Here is a 17,509-nt window from a genome sequence, read left to right on the forward strand (position 1 = left end):
CACCCCGCACTACCCCCACGGAACAGGGAGATCATCGACGTGAAGACCCGAGTCCTCACCGGCCTCGCCATCGCAGCGGCCGCGACCGTCGCACTGTCCGGCTGCGTCCAGAGCGCCAACGCCTCGAACGCCGCAGACACGAGCGGCGGCACCACGAACCTCACGGTGTTCATCAGCGGCGACACGAACGTCCAGGACCTCTGGGACAAGTCGCTCATCCCCGCCTTCGAGAAGGTGCACCCGAAGATCCACGTCAGCACGAGCATCGACCTGCACGGCGAGCACGATGCGCAGACCCAGGCCAAACTCGCCACCGCGGTCAAGGCCGGCAAGTCCGTCGCGTACGACCTCGTCGACGCCGGGTTCGTCTCCACCGCGGGCAAGGCCGGGCTGCTCAGCACGGTCAGCGACAGCACGATCCCGAACCTGAAGAACGTCCCCGAGGCCACGAAGCAGCAGGGTGGCGACAGCGCGATCCCGTACCGCGCCTCGAGCGTCCTGCTCGCCTACGACTCGAAGAAGGTGACGGACCCGCCGAAGACCCTCGACGACCTGCTCGCCTGGATCAAAGCGAACCCGGGCCAGTTCGCCTACAACTCCCCGTCGTCGGGCGGCTCGGGCGGCTCGTTCGTCGCCACGGTGCTCGCGAAGTACCTCACGCCCGCCGAGCAGGAGACGATGCAGACGACGTACGACAAGTCGCTCGAGTCGAAGTGGGACAAGGGCTTCGCCGCCCTGAAGGACCTGGGCCCGTCGACGTACCAGAAGGGCGTCTACCCGAACGGCAACGACCAGGTCGTGCAGCTGCTCGGCAGTGGCCAGATCGCGATGGCACCGGTCTGGAGCGACCAGTTCATCACCTCGCAGAAGACCGGCGTGATCCCGAAGACCGTCAAGGCGATCCAGATCACCGACCCGTCGTTCACCGGCAGCGCGAGCTTCCTCGGCATCCCCAAGACCGAGCCGAAGGCCAAGAAGGCGGCAGCCGAGCAGCTCGCCGACTTCGTGCTCAGCGCGAAGGGGCAGCAGCTCGTCGCGAGCGCCGTCTCCGGCTACCCGGTCATCCCGCTCGACAGCCTGCCGGAGTCGGTCGCCGAGCAGTTCGCCGACGCGAACCCGTCGCAGCTCCGCCTCGGGTTCCAGAGCGACTTCGCCGCCGACATGAACGCCGCGTGGGACGCGAAGGTCCCGCAGTGACCCAGACCGTCCAGGACGGCCCGGCGACCGACCGGGAGGCCCGTGGCGACTCCGCCATGGGCCTCCCGCCCGTCCCGCCCTCCGCCCACGGCACGGCGCAGCCCGCCAGCGAGCGCACGACACAGGAGCGCCTGGCCCGCCGCCGACGCTGGCAGGGCCTCGCGCTCGTCGCGGCGCCCGTGCTCGTCGTGGTCCTGTTCGTCGGCGTCCCGGTGGTGAACGCCGCCCTCTTCAGCCTCGGGTTCACCGGCGGCCTGAACCAGGCACTCGCCGACATCGGCGGCGACACCGTTCACGGGTTCTCGTTCGCGGTGTACGGCGCACTGCTCGGCAACGCCACGTTCCTGCGTGACCTCGTCGCGACGCTCGGGGTCACCGCGCTGTCCACCGGCCTGACCGTGGCGCTCGCCGTGGCGGTGGCCGTGGTCCTCCGGCTCCGCGGTGGGATCCTCGGCAAGAGCCTCAGCGTCCTCGCGGTGGTCCCGCTCTTCGTGCCGGTGGTCATCGCGAGCTGGTCGGTCCTGACGTTCACCGATGCGCAGGGCTTCCTCCGCAGCCTCGGTGCCCAGTTCGGCCTGGACGTCCCGGTGTGGGGCTACACCCTCGTCGCCGTGGTGTTCGGCAGCGTCTGGACCAGCCTGCCGTTCGCGGTGCTGATGATCGCCGGGGCGCTGCAGGGCACCCCGGACGCCCTGGTCGAGGCCGCGAAGGACGCCGGCGCGAGCACCTGGCGGGTGGTCTGGCAGGTGCTCCTGCCGATGGCGGCCACCCCGCTCGTCATCGCGACGACGTTCACCGTGATCGGGGTCCTCGGGTCGTTCACGGTGCCGTACTTCACCGGTCCGAACGCGCCGACGATGCTCGGCGTCGACATCTCGAAGTACTTCCAGGCCTACAACCGTCCGCAGCAGTCGACGGCGATGGCGTTCATCGTGTTCGCCTTCGCGGCAGCCGCGAGCATCTTCTACCTCCGCTCGACGGTCCGCTCGAACGCGGGCGAGCTCGACAAGAAGCAGCAGGAGCAGCAGTGATCAAGCGTCTGACCGGCATCGCCCTCGTCTGGGCGACCGCGATCGTGTTGGCCGTCTTCGTCCTCGGGCCGCTCGTCTGGCTGGCCGCTCGTGCCTTCGCCACGACGTGGACCTACCCGAACCTGCTGCCCGACGGCTGGACCCTGCAGTGGTGGGGCACCGTGTTCGAGGACCGCAGCCTGGCGGTCGCCGTCCAGAACTCGCTCGTCCTCGCCCCGCTGACCGTCCTCATCGCCGCGGTGGTCTGTCTGCCGGCCGCCTGGGCGATCAGCCGCATCGAGTTCCCGGGGCGGCGGCTCGTGCTCGTCGGGCTGTTCGCCACGAACGCGTTCCCGAAGATGGGCCTCTTCGTCACGATGTCGGCGATGTTCACCGCACTGAACCTGATGAACACGGTCACGGGCATCCTGATCGTGCACGTCCTGGGCTGTGTGGTGTTCATGACGTGGCTGCCCGCCGCCGCGTTCTCGGCCGTCCCCCGGTCCCTCGAGGAAGCGGCCCGTGACGCGGGGGCGAGCCGCTGGCGCACGTTCTGGCGGGTCACGTTCCCGATCGCGTGGCCGGGGATCCTCGTCGCGATGGTGATGTCGTTCCTGGCGTCCTTCGACGAGGCGCAGGGCACGTACCTCGTCGGCGCTCCGACCTACATGACCATGCCGACGGCGATGTACTCGCTCGTCCTCAACTCCCCGCGGCAGGTCTCGGCGGTGTTCGCGATCGCGCTGAGCATCCCGTCCGTGGTCCTGCTGCTGCTCGCCCGGAAGCACATCATGGGCGGCCGCCTCGCGGACGGCTTCCAGATCCGATGAAGCGACAGACCCCGATGACCCACACCAGCACGAAAGGCGACCAGATGACGGATGCAACGCTCGTCGCGGAACGCGCACCGGGCCTCCCGGTCGACGACAGCAGGACCGACCGCAGCCGCGCCGGCGGACTCACCGTCCGCGGGCTGCGCAAGACACTCGGCGGACGCGACGTGGTCGCGGGCATCGACCTCGACGTCGCGAAGGGCGAGCTCGTCTCGCTCCTCGGGCCGTCCGGGTGCGGCAAGACGACGACGCTCCGCATGGTCGCCGGATTCCTGCCCGCCGACGGCGGCGTCGTGACGATGGGGGACCGCGACGTCACGTCGGCCGGCCCCGAGCGCCGACCGAGCGCGATGGTGTTCCAGAACTACGCGCTGTGGCCGCACATGACGGTGACGCAGAACGTCGCGTTCCCGCTGCGGACCCGACGGGTCCCGAAGCGGCAGGCGGCGGACCGGGTGCGGGACGCGCTCGAACTCGTCGGCCTGAGCCACCACGCCGGCTCGAAGCCGACCGCGATCTCGGGCGGCGAGCAGCAGCGCGTCGCCCTCGCCCGCGCGATCGTGCAGGAGCCCGACGTCCTGCTCCTCGACGAGCCGCTGTCCAACCTCGACGCCAAGCTCCGCGTGAGCGTCCGCGACGAGATCCGGCGCATCCAGCAGCGCCTCGGCATCACGACCGTGATCGTCACGCACGACCAGGACGAAGCGCTCAGCATCTCCGACCGGATCGCCGTCATGCACGACGGACGCATCGAGCAGATCGCGACGCCGACCGAGCTGTACGCCCGCCCCGCCACCGGGTTCGTCGCGTCGTTCATCGGGTCGACGAGCGTCGTCTCCGGCCGGTTCCTCGCCGGCACGTCCGTCAGCCCGACCGCGGCCGACACCGTGCTGATCCGCCCCGAGCAGGTCGTCCTCACCGACGACGCACCGATCCGCGCCACCGTCGCCCGTGTCCTCATGCGCGGCCACTTCGCCGAGGTCGTGCTCACCACCGACGGTGCCGAGCTCCGCGCCTTCGTCACCGGAGCACCCCCGGCGGTCGGCACCGAGACCGGGGTCCGGCTCGGCGCGGTGCTCGTCTACCGCGACGGTGCACTGCTCGAGGGCACCCGATGAGCGGCGCCGTGCCGGTCACCGACCGCGCCGTCCCCGCCGCGTCGGCAGCAGCGTCTGCTCCTGCGTCCGCCGCGCCGGCCGCCGGTCACGGGTCGGTCCCGTCCGACCCGACCGGGAGGCCCGGCGTGCGTCCGCCACGGCTCGTCGCCCACCGCGGTGCGCCGCGCGTCCGGCGGGAGAACACCCTGCCCGCCATCGCGGTCGCCGAGGCGCTCGGCGCGGAGGTCATCGAGGTCGACGTCCGTCGCACGGCCGACGACGTCGCCGTCCTGCTGCACGACGAGACCCTCGGGCGGATGTGGGGCGACGCCCGGCGGGTGTCCGACGTCGCCTGGTGCGACGTCGCCCGGCTCGGCAACGGGCTCGACCGGATCCCGCGGCTCGACGCCGCGCTCGAACGTCTCGACGGCTGCCGCTCGGTGCTGCTGGTCGACCTGACGGACCCCGCCGACGGGCTCGTCGCGGCCCGGACCGTCGCGGGTTCCACCGCGTCCACCACCGTGGCGTGGTGCGGTGCGCCGGCCGCCATGGCCGCGGTCCGCTCGGTGCTGCCCGACGCCGACGTGTGGCTCGCGTGGGAGTCGCTCGACCCGCCCGCCCCGGCCGACCTCGATGCCCTGACCCCGTCGACCCTGAACCTCGACATCGCGTTCCTCACGCCGCGGACGATCGAGGTCGCGCACGCCCTCGGGCTGCGGGTCGCCGTCTGGACCGTCGACGAGGCCGAACCCGCGCTGTGGGCGGCACGGCTCGGCGTCGACTCGATCACCACGAACGACGTCGGCGCGATCGGCGCAGCGCTGTCCTCGGCGGAGCGGGACGGCTGGCCGGAACGGGACCGCGAGCCGACCGAGACCGAGGTCGCCTCGCGCGCCCAGGCCCTGGCGCACCGCATCGCGCACGAGGTCATCGCGTTCACCCGCGAACACCCCGTCAGCGAGGTGCGGACCAAGGCGAACCCCGCCGACCTCGTCACCGACGTGGACCGCCTGGTCGAGCAGCACGTCCGCTCCCGCGTGCGGATGGTGTTCCCGACGCACGGGTTCACCGGCGAGGAGTACGGCGACGCGCCCGGTGACCGGCACCGCTGGTACCTGGACCCCGTCGACGGCACCACGAACCTGGCGAACGGGGTGCCGTGGACGTCGATGTCGCTCTGCCTGACCCGCGGAGGACGCCCGCTCGTCGGGGTCGTGGCCGATCCGTGGCGGGGCGAGGTCCTCGAGGCGCGGCGCGGGCGCGGTGCGACCCTGCGCGACCGGCCGCTGCGGCTGGACGACACCCCACGCCCGCTCGCCGGGGCGGTCGTCGGCACCGAACTCGACGGGCACCGGCCGTGGCCCGGGTTCGGGGTGTTCCTCGACTCCCTGGCCGACCGGTCGTGCACGCTGCGGGTGCAGGGCTCCGGCACGCTGACCATCGCGCAGGTCGCGGCCGGCCGGGGGATCGGCGGGTGCGTGTCGGCGTTCAACCCGGTCGACCACGGGGCCGCCGTGCTGCTCGTGCACGAGGCCGGCGGGATCGTGCTGACGCGCTCCGGCCCGGTCGAGGGCTTCCCGCCCGTGGGCGAGCCGTTCCTGGTGGCGCACCCCGGAGCGGCGGACGAGCTGCACGCGGTGTGGACGGCGGCGCTCGCCGCGGGGTGAGCCGGCGCGTGCGCGCGGCAGGTGTGGCCGGCGCACGGTGCGGGGCCTGCGTTCTGGTGCGGGGTTGGCCGCTGGGTGCGGCGCTGGAGACGCGCACGGTGCTGGCAAGCCGGCACGGGTTGTACAGGTGGGCACGGTGCGGACTCGGGCACGGGACGGCGCTCGGCTGACTCTGAGCGGGCGCTCAGTCAGCGGCCGACCCCGCTCCATAGGGTGGCAGTCCACGGCCGGTCCGACCGGATCGACCGTGCACCCGAAGGAGCATCGACCATGGGATTCCTCGACCGCCTGCTCGGACGTCCGGACCGCGACCGAAATGGTGACGCGCAGCAGTACGACGCGCAGCAGAACCAGTGGGGGCAGCCGCAGCAGCAGGGCTACCGGTACGGCCAGCAGTCGTACCACCAGCCCGCTCCGACGGGGACACCGGCCGGGCAGCAGCCGGGCGCGCAGTACGGCGTGCCGCAGTGGGGTGGTGCACCCGCACAGCAGCAGCAGGGGGCGACGACCGACGACGAGCGCGCGGTGGAGCGGTACCGCTACCTGCTCCGGACGGCACCGCCGGAGCGCATCGAAGAGGTGCACGCCGAGGCGTTCGCGAAGCTGACCGACGAGCAGCGCCGCATGGTCTACGACGAGTTCACCCGCACGGCACCCCCCGGCGAGGCCCCTCGTGGCGACGACCCCCGTTCGCTCGCGCAGTCGGCGACACGGTCCGAGATCCGCCAGCCGGGCTTCATGGAGCGGTCGCTCGGCGGTGTCGGCGGGGGCGCGGGACGCTTCGGTGGCCAGCGCGGCGGGCCGTCGTTCGGGAGCATGATCGGTGCCTCGATCCTCGGGACGGTGGCCGGCTACGTCATCGGTTCGGCGATCATGAGCGCCTTCCTGCCGGACCCGGGATCGTTCGATGGCGGTACTGACGCTGCGGGTGACGGCGGTTCGGAGGACACTGGTGCTGAATCCGGCGATGCCGGTGCGTCCGACGGTGGCGCGACCGACGGCGGCGGGTTCGAGAGTGCGGGCTGGGGCGACAGCGGATCCGACTTCGGCGGTGGCTTCAGCGACTTCGGTGGCGGTGACTTCGACGTCTGAGTGACGTCCGTCGCTCCACCGGGCCCCGGGTACCCACCGTGTCCGACGAAGGAGCGACATGGCCATCATCGAAGCCTCCGGGCTGACCAAGACGTACAAGTCGAAGTCCGGGCCGGTGCACGCACTGGCCGGACTCGACCTGTCGGTGCCGCAGGGCACCGTGAAGGCACTGCTCGGGCCGAACGGGTCGGGCAAGACCACGACCGTGAAGGTCCTCACCACCCTCATCACGCCCGACTCCGGCACGGCGTCGATCGACGGCATCGACGTGATCGCCGACCCGCAGGCGACCCGGCGGTCGATCGGGGTGTCCGGGCAGTACGCCGCCGTCGACGAGAACCTGACCGGGTTCGAGAACCTCGAGATGATCGGACGGCTCTACCACCTGGGCCGGAAGACGTCCCGCGAGCGCGCTCGGGAGCTGATCGACGTGTTCGACCTCGCCGAAGCCGGGGACCGTCCGGTGAAGGGCTTCTCCGGCGGCATGCGGCGACGCATCGACCTCGCCGGCGCGCTCGTGATGAACCCGCGCGTGCTGTTCCTCGACGAGCCGACCACGGGCCTCGACCCCCGCAGCCGGCTCGCGCTCTGGGGGATCATCGAGAACCTGGTCGCCGAGGGCGCGACCGTCCTGCTCACCACCCAGTACCTGGAAGAGGCCGACCGGCTCGCCGACGACATCGCGGTGATCGACGACGGCCGGGTCATCGCCGAGGGCACCGCCGACCACCTCAAGGCGCAGGTCGGCGGCCACCGGGTCGTCGTGACCCTGGTGGACGAGACCGACGGCGACGCCGTGACGACCGTCCTGCGCCGCTACGGCGTCGGCGACGTCGAGGCGTCGGGCGACGGCCGCACCCACGCCATCGCGGTCGAGGCCGGGCCCGCCGCCCTGCAACGAGTGCTCGCCGACCTCGGCGACGCCGGCATCGAGCTCCACGACGCGGGCATGCGGCGACCGACCCTGGACGACGTGTTCCTGCGGCTCACCGGCCACGCCGCGACGGAGGACGAGGCCGACGAAGCCGCCGCCACGAAGCAGAAGGAGACGGCCCGATGACCGCCACGACCATCGCGCCGGGTCGGCAACTGCCCGTCGTCGTCACCTCACCGATCGCCATCTGGTTCGAGGACGGCTGGACCGTCACCAAACGGAACCTCATCAAGCTCAAGCGGTCGCCGGACATGCTCGTGTTCGCGGTGCTGCAGCCGATCATGTTCGTCCTGCTGTTCAGCCAGGTCTACGGCGGCGCAATCGCGGTCGAGGGCACCGACTACACGCAGTTCCTGATGGCCGGGATCTTCGCCCAGACCGTCGTGTTCGGGGCCACGTTCTCGGGTTCGGCGATGGCGCAGGACCTGAAGGAGGGCCTGATCGACCGGTTCCGCACGCTGCCGATGTCGGCGTCCGCGGTGCTCGTCGGCCGGACCAACTCCGACCTCGTGCTCAACTCGATCTCGATGGCGATCATGATGCTCACCGGGCTGGCCGTCGGGTGGCGGGTGAACTCGTCGCCGCTCGAGTTCCTGGCCGGCATCGCCCTGCTGCTGCTGTTCAGCTACGCGTTCAGCTGGGTGATGGCGCTGCTCGGCATGAGCGTCAAGACGCCGGAGGTCATCAACAACGCCTCGTTCATGATCCTGTTCCCGCTGACGTTCATCTCGAACGCCTTCGTGCCGAGCGACACGCTGCCGCTGGTGCTGCGGGTGTTCGCGGAGTGGAACCCGGTGTCGTCGCTCGTGCAGGCGGCCCGTGAGCTGTTCGGCAACGTCGGGTCCGCGCCGGTGCCGGACATCTGGACGATGCAGCACCCGATCGTGACGGTGCTGATCGGGATCGCCGTGATGCTCGTCGTGTTCGTGCCGTGGGCGGTCAACAAGTACACGAGGATCAGCGCGAAGTAGCAGTCGTCCACAGGGGCCGTCCGGGTGCGCGCGTGCGTCACCCGGACGGCTTAGCATCGTCCACGTGACCGCGACAGACGCCGAGCGGGCCGCCCAGCGCGACGCCACGGAGCCACCCCTCGACCGCAGCACCCGACTGCGCCGCTGGATGCTGCAGGGCGCCCACCAGGGGGCGTCCCACCAGGGCCCGCACCAGGTCGAGGTCGAGAAGACCCACCCGTGGTGGCGGGTCATGTGCCTGACCGGTGTCGACTACTTCTCGACCCTCGGGTACCAGCCGGCGATCGCGGCGCTCGCCGCCGGCCTGCTGTCGCCGATCGCCACCATCGTCCTCGTGCTCGTCACGCTGTTCGGGGCGCTGCCCGTCTACCGCCGGGTCGCGAGCGACAGCTTCCGCGGCGCCGGATCGATCATGATGCTCGAGAAGCTCCTGCCGTGGTGGGCCGGCAAGCTCCTGGTGCTCGTGCTGCTCGGGTTCGCCGTCACCGACTTCATGATCACGATGACGCTGTCGGCGGCGGACGCCACGGCGCACATCGCCGAGAACCCGTACACGCCGCACTGGTTCACCGAGATCCCCGTCCCGCTCACCCTCGCGCTGCTGCTGTTGCTCGGCGTGGTGTTCCTCCGCGGGTTCAAGGAGGCGATCGGCATCGCCGTCGGCCTCGTCGCGGTGTTCCTCGCGCTCAACGCCGTCGTCGTGGTGGTCGCGCTCTGGCACGTGTTCGAGCACCCGATGGTCGCCAGTGACTGGTGGTCCGGGCTCACGGCCCAGCACAGCAACCCCCTCGTCATGGTCGGCATCGCGCTCGTCGTGTTCCCGAAGCTCGCCCTCGGCCTGTCCGGGTTCGAGACCGGCGTCGCGGTGATGCCGCAGGTGCGCGGCGACGCGTCCGACGACACGAGTGCTCGGCCCGAAGGGCGGATCCGCGGCACGAAGCGGCTCCTGACCGTCGCGGCCGTCATCATGAGCTCGTTCCTGATCACCTCGTCGATCGCCACGACGTTCCTCATCCCGCAGCACGAGTTCCAGCCGGGCGGCGGTGCGAACGGCCGTGCCCTGGCCTTCCTGGCGCACCAGTACCTCGGCGGGGTGTTCGGGTCGATCTACGACTTCTCGACCGTCGCGATCCTGTGGTTCGCCGGCGCGAGCGCGATGGCCGGCCTGCTCAACCTGGTGCCGCGGTTCCTGCCCCGGTACGGCATGGCTCCGCAGTGGGCGCGCGCGACGCGGCCGCTCGTCATCATCTTCACGCTCATCGCCTTCCTGATCACGATCGTCTTCCGGGCGAACGTCGACGCACAGGGCGGGGCGTACGCCACCGGCGTGCTCGTCCTGATCACGAGCGCCGCGGTCGCGGTCACCCTCTCGGCCCGCCGCAGGCAGCAGAAGAAGCGCACCATCGCGTTCGGCGTCATCTCGGTCGTGTTCGTCTACACGACGGTCGCGAACGTCATCGAGCGGCCCGACGGCGTCCGGATCGCAGCGATCTTCATCATCGCCATCGTCGTGGTGTCGCTCGTCTCGCGGGTGCGCCGCTCGTTCGAACTCCGTGCGTCGTCGATCGAGCTGGACGCCACCGCCCGGCAGTTCGTCGAGGCGGACGCCGACCAGTTCAGCGCGGTGTGCATCATCGCGAACGAGCCGGGTGCCGGCACCGCCGAGGCGTACCGGGCGAAGGGGCGCGAAGAGCGGCGGGACTCCGGCATCCCGGCACGCGTGCCGACGATGTTCCTCGAGGTCCTGCCCGCCGACTCGTCGGACTTCGAAGAGGACCTGCTGGTCGAGGGGCACGTTGTGCACGGGCACCGTGTGCTCCGGGTCCGGTCCGGCAACGTGCCGAACACCATCGCGTCGACACTGCTCGCGATCCGCGACACCGCCGGGGTCGTCCCGAGCATCTACTTCGAGTGGAACGAGGGCAGCCCGATCCGGAACGCCCTGCGCTTCGTGTTCACCGGCGTCGGCGACGTCGCACCCGTCACGCGCGAGGTCCTGCGCGAAGCCGAGCCGGACGTGCACCGCCGCCCCTCCATCCACGTCTCGTGACGGCGTCCGCGGGCACCCGTCCTGTCCCGGCGCCCGCCGGTGGGCTCGCGGCGGTCGTCGTCGCTGCGGTGGTCTGGGGGACCACGGGCACCGCGACGCACTTCGCCCCGGGCGTCCCCGCCTTCGTCTTCGGCGCCGTCACCTTCGGGATCGGTGGCCTCGTGCTCGCCGCCGTCGCCGGACGCGGCACGGTCCGAGCCGTCGTCGAACACCGCACCCGGGGGTGGGCACTGCTCGGCGCGACCGCGCTCGTCCTGTACGCGGTGGCGTTCTACGCCGCGCTCGCCGACGCGGGCGTCGCCCTCGGCACCACCATCGCCATCGGGTCGTCACCCGTGTTCGCGGGGCTCGTCGAGTGGGCAGCGGACCGGAGGCCCGTCACCCGCAGGTGGGTCGTCGCCACGCTGGTGAGCGTGGCCGGCATGGTCGTCGTGACCCTGGCGCGGTCCGAGCACGACGGTGGCGGTGGCGCGCTCGCGCTCGGGATCGCCAGTGCGCTGCTCGCCGGGCTCACCTACGCGCTGTACTCGTGGGCGGTCGCGCGGGGACTGCACGCGGCGGCCGGGGCGGTGTCGGTGCCGGGCGGCCCCGGCGTCGAGGCCGTCGCGGCGGGGCTGCCGAACGGCCGCGGGCTCGTCGGGGCCGGGTTCGGCATCGCTGCCGTGCCGCTCGTCGTGCTCGTGGTCGTCGGCGGGGCACCGTTCCTCGGCGACGGCGGCAACTGGCCGGTGTTCCTGTACCTGGCCCTGGTGCCGACGGTCCTCGGCCACTCGCTGTACGCCGTGGGGCTGCGGGCGGTCGGGGCCTCGGTCGCGACACTGGTGTCGTTGCTCGAGCCCGTGGTGGCCGCGGTGCTCGCCGTGCTCGTCGTCGGGGAGCACCTCGGCGCGACGGGGTGGCTCGGCATCGCGCTCGTGGTGGCCGGGCTCGCCGTGCTGGCACTGCCGGCGCGTCGCGGGTGCTGACGCACGTCGGGTCGCAGCGGTCGCGGACGCACGTCGGGTCGCGGCGGTCGCCGACGCGCGTCAGTCGTCGGCGAGGATCTGGTCCCGCACCTTCCGCCGCAGCACCTTGCCGATCATCGAGCGCGGCAGGTCCTCGACCACGACGACGCGGCGCGGCACCTTGTACGCCGCCAGCTGCTCGCGCGCCCACGTCCGGAGGGTCGCGGCATCGAACGACGACGGGTCCTTCGGCACGACGGCGGCCACGACCTGCTCGTTGCCGCCCTGCGTGATGCCGACGACCGCGACCTCCTTGACGCTGGGGTGCTTCAGCAGGGCGTCCTCGACCTCGGACGGCGACACGTTGAAGCCACCCGTGATGATGAGTTCCTTGAGGCGGTCGACGATCCGGACGTAGCCGTCCGCGCCGATCGCCACGATGTCACCGGTGCGGAACCAGCCGTCGGGGGTGAACACCTCGTCGGTGGCCTCGGCCTTGCCCCAGTAGCCGCGGAACACCTGCGGGCCGCGGACCTGCAGTTCGCCGGGCTCGTCGACGCCGAGCACCGTGCCGTCGTCGGGGTCGACCACGCGGGCCTCGGTGGAGGACAACGGCAGACCGATCGACCCGAGGCGGCGCTCCGGGGACACCGGGTTCGCCATCAGCACGGGGGAGCACTCGGACAGCCCGTAGCCCTCGACCAGGTACCCGCCGGTCCGCGCTTCCCACGGTTCGACGATGTCCTGCGACAGCGGCATGGCGCCCGAGATGCCGATCTCGATGCCCTCGAGCGACACCTTCGCCGAGTCGGCCGCGTGCTGCAGCCGCGCGTAGATCGGCGGGACGGCCGGCAGGAACGTCGGCGGGTGCTTCTTGATCGCAGTGAGCACGAGTGCCGGGTCGAACGTCGGGAACAGCACGAGCCGCGAGGCCATGCTCATCGCGAAGGTCAGGCACAGCGTCAGGCCGTAGGCGTGGAACATCGGCAGCACCGCGTACACGACGTTGTCGCCGCGTCGGATCTGCGGCACCCAGGCGCGTGCCTGCGCGGCGTTGGCCAGCAGGTTCCGGTGCGTCAGGACGGCGCCCTTCGGCGTACCGGTCGTCCCCGACGTGTACTGGATCAGGGCGATGTCGTCGGTGGACGGCCGCGGGTGCCGCTTCGACAGCTTGCGGGTGCCGACCAGGTCGTCCCACTTCGTCGTGCCGCGCACCGTGGTGGTGAGCTTCGCGCGGGACTCGCGGGCCTTCGCCACCGGCAGCGCCAGGGCGAGCCGGGTGCTGCGGGGCATCGCGCGGGTCAGGTCGACCGACACGATCGCGTCGACCTTCACGTCGGCCGGGAAGTCCTGCAGTGTCGCGACGGACTTGTCCCAGGCGATCGCGACCTTCGCGCCGTGGTCCTCGAACTGGTGGCGGAGCTCGCGCGGTGTGTACAGCGGGTTGTGCTCGACCACGATCGCGCCGAGGCGTAGGACCGCGTAGAACGCCACGATGTGCTGCGGGCAGTTCGGCAGCACGATCGCCACCCGGTCGCCGGCACCGACGCCGAGCTTGCGGAGGCCGTTCGCCGCGCGGAGGATCTGCTCCTGCAGGTCCGCGTAACTGGTGGTCCGCTTGAAGAACTCGAGCGCGACCTTGCCCGGGAACCGTCGTGCCGATTCCTCGACCAGGTCGATCAGGGAACCGTGCTGTTCCTCGATGTCGTGCGGGACCCCCGGGGCGTACGAGGCAAGCCAGGGACGAGGCGTGTCGATGCTCACGCGTCCCAACCTAGCGGGCCACCCCCGCGCCCGCTGGGAAGCATCGGGGTGCACGAAGCCGGGCGCGCTCCCAGGGGACGGACGGACGATGACGCCATGCCCTCCGTCTCCGATGCCTTCCGCTCCCGCCTCAACGACACGTTCACCGGTGGGGCGACGAGCAAGCCGGAGTGGATCGACGAACTCGAGGACGGGACCGACGCGGGCTTCTTCGGCCCGGGTTCCGCGACGTGGGCGGTGCACGGCGGCAAGCAGACGATCGTCGCCGGCGTCCGCGCACTCCTCGTCCAGGCGCTGCACCCGGGTGCCCTCGCCGGAGTCGCCGACCACTCCCGCTACCGCGAGGACCCGTTCGGCCGACTCGCCGGCACCATCCGGTGGATCTACACGGTCTCGCACGGCGACACCGCGACCGCCCGCGGTGCGAGCGAGTGGGTGCTGCGCCTGCACGAGCGGGTGCGCGGCCAGTACGTCGACGGCCACGGCATCGCACGCGACTACACGGCGAACGACCCCGACCTGGCCCGCTGGGTGCATCTCGCCTTCACCGACGCGTTCCTCCGGGCCGCGCAGCGCTGGGGCGGCCCGATCCCCGGCGGTGCCGACGCGTACGTCCGCGAGTGGGCGACCGCCGGCCGGCTCATGCGCGTCGAGGACGCCCCGGAGTCCGAGGCGGAGCTCCGCGCCCAGATGGACGGGTACCTCGACCGCGGCGAGCTCGCCGTCACCGCGCGCACCCGCGACGTCGTGAAGTTCATCAAGAACCCACCACTCGCGCTCATGCTGCGACCCGGCTACCAGGCGCTGTTCCAGGGCGCCGTCTCGACGCTCGACCCCCGCCACCGGTCGATGCTCGGCCTGCGAGCACCCGCGATCGGACCCGTCGAACTGCCCGTCGGCCGGGCGACCGGACTCGTGCTCGACGGCATCGGCGGCGTGCTCGGCAACCAGACGGGCACCGAGCGCGCTGCGCTCGTGCGCATCGCGCGCCTCGAGCGCGAGCGCGGCGCGGTCGCCTGACACGACGGCGTGTCACGTGTCGTGGACGTGACCGGAGACGGACGGGAGGCCCGTGACCAGCTGGTCACGGGCCTCCCGTCCGCCTGGTGGGGGCGTCAGAAACCGGACGGCACCCGGGGCGTGTACGCGGACTCGAGTCGCGTCACCTCGTCGTCGGTCAGCGTGATCGCGGCGGCCGCGACCGCGTCGTCGATGTGGTGCTCCTTCGTCGCACCGACGATCGGCGCGCTCACCGCGGGCTTGCCCGCGACCCACGCCAGCGCGATCTGCGCCATGCTCACGCCACGGTCGCTCGCGATGGACTCGACGGCTCCCACGATCGCGCGGTTCGCGTCCTCGTCCTGCCGGTAGAGCGTCTTGCCGAACTCGTCGGTGCTCGCGCGCGACCCGGAGCCGTCGGCGTCCCACGGGCGGGTGACCTTGCCGCGGGCGAGGGGGCTCCACGGGATCACGCCGACGCCGGTCGCGTGCGCGAACGGGTGCATCTCGCGCTCCTCCTCGCGCTCGAGCAGGTTGTACTGGTCCTGCATGGCGACGAACTTCGTCCAACCGTGCAGCTCGGCGGCGTGCTGCATCTGCGCGAACTGCCACGTCCACATGCTGCTCGCGCCGAGGTACCGGGCCTTGCCGGCCTTCACGACGTCGTGCAGGGCCTCCATCGTCTCCTCGACCGGCGTGACCGGGTCGAAACGGTGGATCTGGTACAGGTCGACGTAGTCGGTGCCGAGCCGGGTCAGCGAGGCGTCGATCTCGTGCATGATCGCGGCGCGGGACAGCCCGGCGCCGTTCCGACCCGGACGCATCCGGTTGAAGACCTTCGTGAAGACCTGGACGTCCTCGCGCGGCGCGAGCTCCTTGAGGAGCGTGCCGGTGATCTCCTCGCTCGAGCCGTCGGAGTACACGTTCGCCGTGTCGAAGGTGGTGATGCCGGCGTCGAACGCGCGACGCACGAAGGGGCGGGCCTCGTCGATGCCGACGCTCCAGGCGTGCGAGCCGCGGTCGGGGGCGCCGTAGGACATCATGCCGAGGACCACGGTGCTGATCTCGAGGCCGGAGGCGCCGAGGCGGGTGGTCTCTGCGGGTGCTGCGTTGCTCATGCGCTCACCTTGGCATCGCGGCCTGTGACGGCGAGCAGGCGGACCTGGAGCGGGGCGTCCTCGTCGACGTCGACCGGGGCGGCGTACAGACCGGTGGCCGCGAGGTCCTCGATCTGCGGCTCGAAGTACTCCCACACCGCCTGCACGAGCTCGTCCGGCAGCGACTCGTCCGTGCCGGTCGCCCGCGCCAGGTCCCACGTGTGGATCGTGATGTCGCTGGTCTGCTCGGTGAGGTACTGGCCAGCCGGGACGACGTCGGTGCTGAGGTGCACAGGGGTGTCCTGCGGGGCGTTCCGCCAGGCATCGGTCGCGGCGGTCGCGAAGCGCTGCCACTCGGACACGAGGTCGTCGCCGATGGCCTCGAGGTCGGCTTCGGCCTGCGCGTAGTCGCATCCGGTGAGGAGCTTCGGGATCCAGCGCTGCTCGTCGACCACGTGGGTGACGAGGTCGCGGGTGGTCCACTCGGAGTCGGGGGTGGCGGCGTCCCAGTCCGTCACGGCGGCGACGCGGCGGCCGAACTCGGCTGCCGCGAGGGCCTGCATCGCGATCCAGTCGGTGGCCATGGTGGTGCTCCTGTTCGTCGGGCTGGCGTGCGGTGCTTCGTGCGTGCGTGCGTGCGTGTTGTGGCGTGGTGCGTGTAGTGGTAACTCGTGGGGCTCGGTGCGGATTCCCGCGCGTGCGGGGCGTACCGTTCCCGCTGCCCAACGCTACGCCGCCGCCGGCCCCCGGGCGTCGTGCGCGCGGGGCGTCGCCCGCTCGCCTGCTGCCGAGCGGGCGAAATGCCGGCGTCGTGCCCGCGCCCGGCGCCGAGCGGGCGAAATGCCGGCGTCGTGCGCGAGCCCACCGGACGTTTCCGCCCGCTCACGCGAGGGGGAGCGCCCCGTACCCGATGTGCGCGCTGTACCCGAAGTGCGCGCTGCACCCGACCGGAGTCCTGACCGGCGACGGCTGGGCGAGCGGGCGAAATGCCCGGGTCGAGCTCGAACGAAGGCGGGTATTTCGCCCGTTCGCGGTGGGACGCGGTGGGACCCGGCGGGACGCGGCGCGGCGTACGGCGACGGTGCTCGCTGCACGCCCGAAGCCACGGCGGGGACGACGAACGCCCCGGCTCCGTGGGGAGCCGGGGCGTGTGTCTCGGGTTCGGGTCGTGCTGTTCGGTGCCCTCAGTCAGGCAACGAGGCCGAGGGGACTCAGGCCGCCTGGAGGACGAACTGGACGTCGAGGTTGATCGTCACGTCGTTGCCGAGCGTGAAGCCGCCGGCCTCGAGCGCTGCGTTCCAGTTCACACCGAACTCGGTGCGGTCGATCTTGGTGGTCGCCTCGGCGCCGAACTTGACCTGGCCGTAGCCATCGGTCGTGAAGCCACCGAGCTCGGCCTTGAGGACGACCGGCTTGGTGACGCCACGCAGGGTCAGGTCGCCGGCGATGTGCAGGTCGTCGCCCTTGGTCTCGATGCCCGTCGAGCGGAAGGTGAGCTGCGGGTGCTCTTCGGTGAGGAAGAAGTCGCTCGTCTTGAGGTGCTGGTCGCGCTGCTCCTGGCCGGTGTTGATCGACGCGACGTCGATGTTCGCCTCGACGGTCGACTCGAGGGGGTTCTCGGCGGTGACGACGGTGGCGTCGAAGGTCTCGAACTTGCCCTTGACCTTGCTGATGGCGAGGTGGCGGACCGAGAAGGTGACCTCGGAGTGGGTGGGGTCGATCTTCCAGGTGCCGGTCTGGTAGCCGGGGATGGTCGTGGCGGTGAGCGTCATGGTGGTCCTTCTTCCGAACGAGAGTCTGTGGTGCGACGCGATCCATGCGCCTGCATCAACCTGATACTACGCCAGTGTGCAC

At 71.5% G+C, this 17,509-nt stretch carries 15 protein-coding genes; 11 read left to right on the forward strand and 4 right to left on the reverse strand.

All coding sequences use genetic code 11. From position 1 onward, the window contains the following. The first annotated feature begins 39 nt into the window (after positions 1–39). From EDF63_RS12715 to EDF63_RS12760, 10 genes are all read left to right on the forward strand, one after another. Positions 40–1,197 carry an extracellular solute-binding protein gene (locus EDF63_RS12715; RefSeq protein WP_123313389.1) on the forward strand — a complete coding sequence of 386 codons (1,158 nt, stop codon included), beginning with the start codon at positions 40–42 and terminating at the stop codon, positions 1,195–1,197. After that, complete coding sequence (locus EDF63_RS12720) at positions 1,194–2,228, forward strand: ABC transporter permease (RefSeq protein WP_123313390.1); 1,035 nt, start codon at positions 1,194–1,196, stop codon at positions 2,226–2,228. The genes EDF63_RS12715 and EDF63_RS12720 overlap by 4 nt, the downstream gene beginning before the upstream one ends. Then, a complete protein-coding gene (locus EDF63_RS12725; protein WP_123313391.1) occupies positions 2,225–3,037 on the forward strand; it encodes an ABC transporter permease in 813 nt (270 codons plus the stop codon). The genes EDF63_RS12720 and EDF63_RS12725 overlap by 4 nt, the downstream gene beginning before the upstream one ends. A gap of 44 nt (positions 3,038–3,081) precedes the next feature. After that, positions 3,082–4,158 (forward strand): ABC transporter ATP-binding protein, encoded by a 1,077-nt coding sequence (locus tag EDF63_RS12730; protein ID WP_260233102.1) that lies wholly within the window; start codon positions 3,082–3,084, stop codon positions 4,156–4,158. Further along, positions 4,155–5,804: an inositol monophosphatase family protein gene (locus EDF63_RS12735; RefSeq protein WP_123313393.1), complete on the forward strand. Its 1,650-nt coding sequence runs from the start codon at positions 4,155–4,157 to the stop codon at positions 5,802–5,804. Before EDF63_RS12730 ends, EDF63_RS12735 begins: the two co-directional genes overlap by 4 nt. 270 nt (positions 5,805–6,074) lie before the next feature. Beyond that, on the forward strand, positions 6,075–6,896 hold the full coding sequence (locus EDF63_RS12740; protein WP_260233103.1) for a hypothetical protein: 822 nt from the start codon (positions 6,075–6,077) through the stop codon (positions 6,894–6,896). Positions 6,897–6,954: 58 nt separating this feature from the next. Beyond that, positions 6,955–7,956: an ATP-binding cassette domain-containing protein gene (locus tag EDF63_RS12745; protein WP_123313394.1), complete on the forward strand. Its 1,002-nt coding sequence runs from the start codon at positions 6,955–6,957 to the stop codon at positions 7,954–7,956. Continuing rightward, positions 7,953–8,801 carry an ABC transporter permease gene (locus EDF63_RS12750; protein ID WP_123313395.1) on the forward strand — a complete coding sequence of 283 codons (849 nt, stop codon included), beginning with the start codon at positions 7,953–7,955 and terminating at the stop codon, positions 8,799–8,801. Before EDF63_RS12745 ends, EDF63_RS12750 begins: the two co-directional genes overlap by 4 nt. Positions 8,802–8,949: 148 nt before the next feature. After that, positions 8,950–10,851 (forward strand): amino acid transporter, encoded by a 1,902-nt coding sequence (locus tag EDF63_RS12755; protein WP_260233123.1) that lies wholly within the window; start codon positions 8,950–8,952, stop codon positions 10,849–10,851. Beyond that, the gene (locus EDF63_RS12760) at positions 10,848–11,816 is read left to right on the forward strand and encodes a DMT family transporter (protein ID WP_123313397.1); all 969 of its coding nucleotides are present in this window, start codon (positions 10,848–10,850) and stop codon (positions 11,814–11,816) included. The genes EDF63_RS12755 and EDF63_RS12760 overlap by 4 nt, the downstream gene beginning before the upstream one ends. Positions 11,817–11,876: 60 nt before the next feature. On the opposite strand, the gene EDF63_RS12765 is transcribed toward EDF63_RS12760, so the two are convergent. Continuing rightward, complete coding sequence (locus EDF63_RS12765; RefSeq protein ID WP_123313398.1) at positions 11,877–13,559, reverse strand: long-chain-fatty-acid--CoA ligase; 1,683 nt, start codon at positions 13,557–13,559, stop codon at positions 11,877–11,879. A 96-nt stretch (positions 13,560–13,655) separates the two neighbouring features. On the opposite strand from EDF63_RS12765, the gene EDF63_RS12770 reads away from it, so the two are divergent. Next, complete coding sequence (locus tag EDF63_RS12770) at positions 13,656–14,579, forward strand: oxygenase MpaB family protein (RefSeq protein WP_123313399.1); 924 nt, start codon at positions 13,656–13,658, stop codon at positions 14,577–14,579. A 95-nt stretch (positions 14,580–14,674) separates the two neighbouring features. Here the strand turns inward: EDF63_RS12770 and EDF63_RS12775 are convergent, their stop codons facing one another. The 3 genes from EDF63_RS12775 to EDF63_RS12785 all read right to left on the reverse strand — a co-directional run bounded on the left by EDF63_RS12775 (position 14,675) and on the right by EDF63_RS12785 (position 17,427). Beyond that, positions 14,675–15,676, reverse strand: a complete 1,002-nt coding sequence (locus tag EDF63_RS12775) for an aldo/keto reductase (RefSeq protein ID WP_123313400.1) — start codon at positions 15,674–15,676, stop codon at positions 14,675–14,677. Next, complete coding sequence (locus EDF63_RS12780) at positions 15,673–16,239, reverse strand: TIGR03086 family metal-binding protein (RefSeq protein ID WP_123313401.1); 567 nt, start codon at positions 16,237–16,239, stop codon at positions 15,673–15,675. The genes EDF63_RS12775 and EDF63_RS12780 overlap by 4 nt, the downstream gene beginning before the upstream one ends. Before the next feature lie 627 nt (positions 16,240–16,866). Further along, entirely contained in the window at positions 16,867–17,427 is a 561-nt protein-coding gene (locus EDF63_RS12785; protein WP_123313402.1) for a YceI family protein, read from the reverse strand. Between the last annotated feature and the right edge of the window lie 82 nt (positions 17,428–17,509).

This window comes from Curtobacterium sp. JUb34, assembly GCF_003755065.1.
Lineage (GTDB): Bacteria > Actinomycetota > Actinomycetes > Actinomycetales > Microbacteriaceae > Curtobacterium.

Bases quoted from the DNA above. Each gene is read 5' to 3' on its own strand.
- EDF63_RS12730 (WP_260233102.1), top strand. From the start codon at position 3,082: ATGACGGATGCAACGCTCGTCGCGGAACGCGCACCGGGCCTCCCGGTC.
- EDF63_RS12735 (WP_123313393.1), top strand. From the start codon at position 4,155: ATGAGCGGCGCCGTGCCGGTCACCGACCGCGCCGTCCCCGCCGCGTCG.
- EDF63_RS12740 (WP_260233103.1), top strand. From the start codon at position 6,075: ATGGGATTCCTCGACCGCCTGCTCGGACGTCCGGACCGCGACCGAAAT.
- EDF63_RS12745 (WP_123313394.1), top strand. From the start codon at position 6,955: ATGGCCATCATCGAAGCCTCCGGGCTGACCAAGACGTACAAGTCGAAG.
- EDF63_RS12750 (WP_123313395.1), top strand. From the start codon at position 7,953: ATGACCGCCACGACCATCGCGCCGGGTCGGCAACTGCCCGTCGTCGTC.
- EDF63_RS12755 (WP_260233123.1), top strand. From the start codon at position 8,950: ATGCTGCAGGGCGCCCACCAGGGGGCGTCCCACCAGGGCCCGCACCAG.
- EDF63_RS12770 (WP_123313399.1), top strand. From the start codon at position 13,656: ATGCCCTCCGTCTCCGATGCCTTCCGCTCCCGCCTCAACGACACGTTC.
- EDF63_RS12775 (WP_123313400.1), bottom strand. From the start codon at position 15,676: ATGAGCAACGCAGCACCCGCAGAGACCACCCGCCTCGGCGCCTCCGGC.
- EDF63_RS12780 (WP_123313401.1), bottom strand. From the start codon at position 16,239: ATGGCCACCGACTGGATCGCGATGCAGGCCCTCGCGGCAGCCGAGTTC.
- EDF63_RS12785 (WP_123313402.1), bottom strand. From the start codon at position 17,427: ATGACGCTCACCGCCACGACCATCCCCGGCTACCAGACCGGCACCTGG.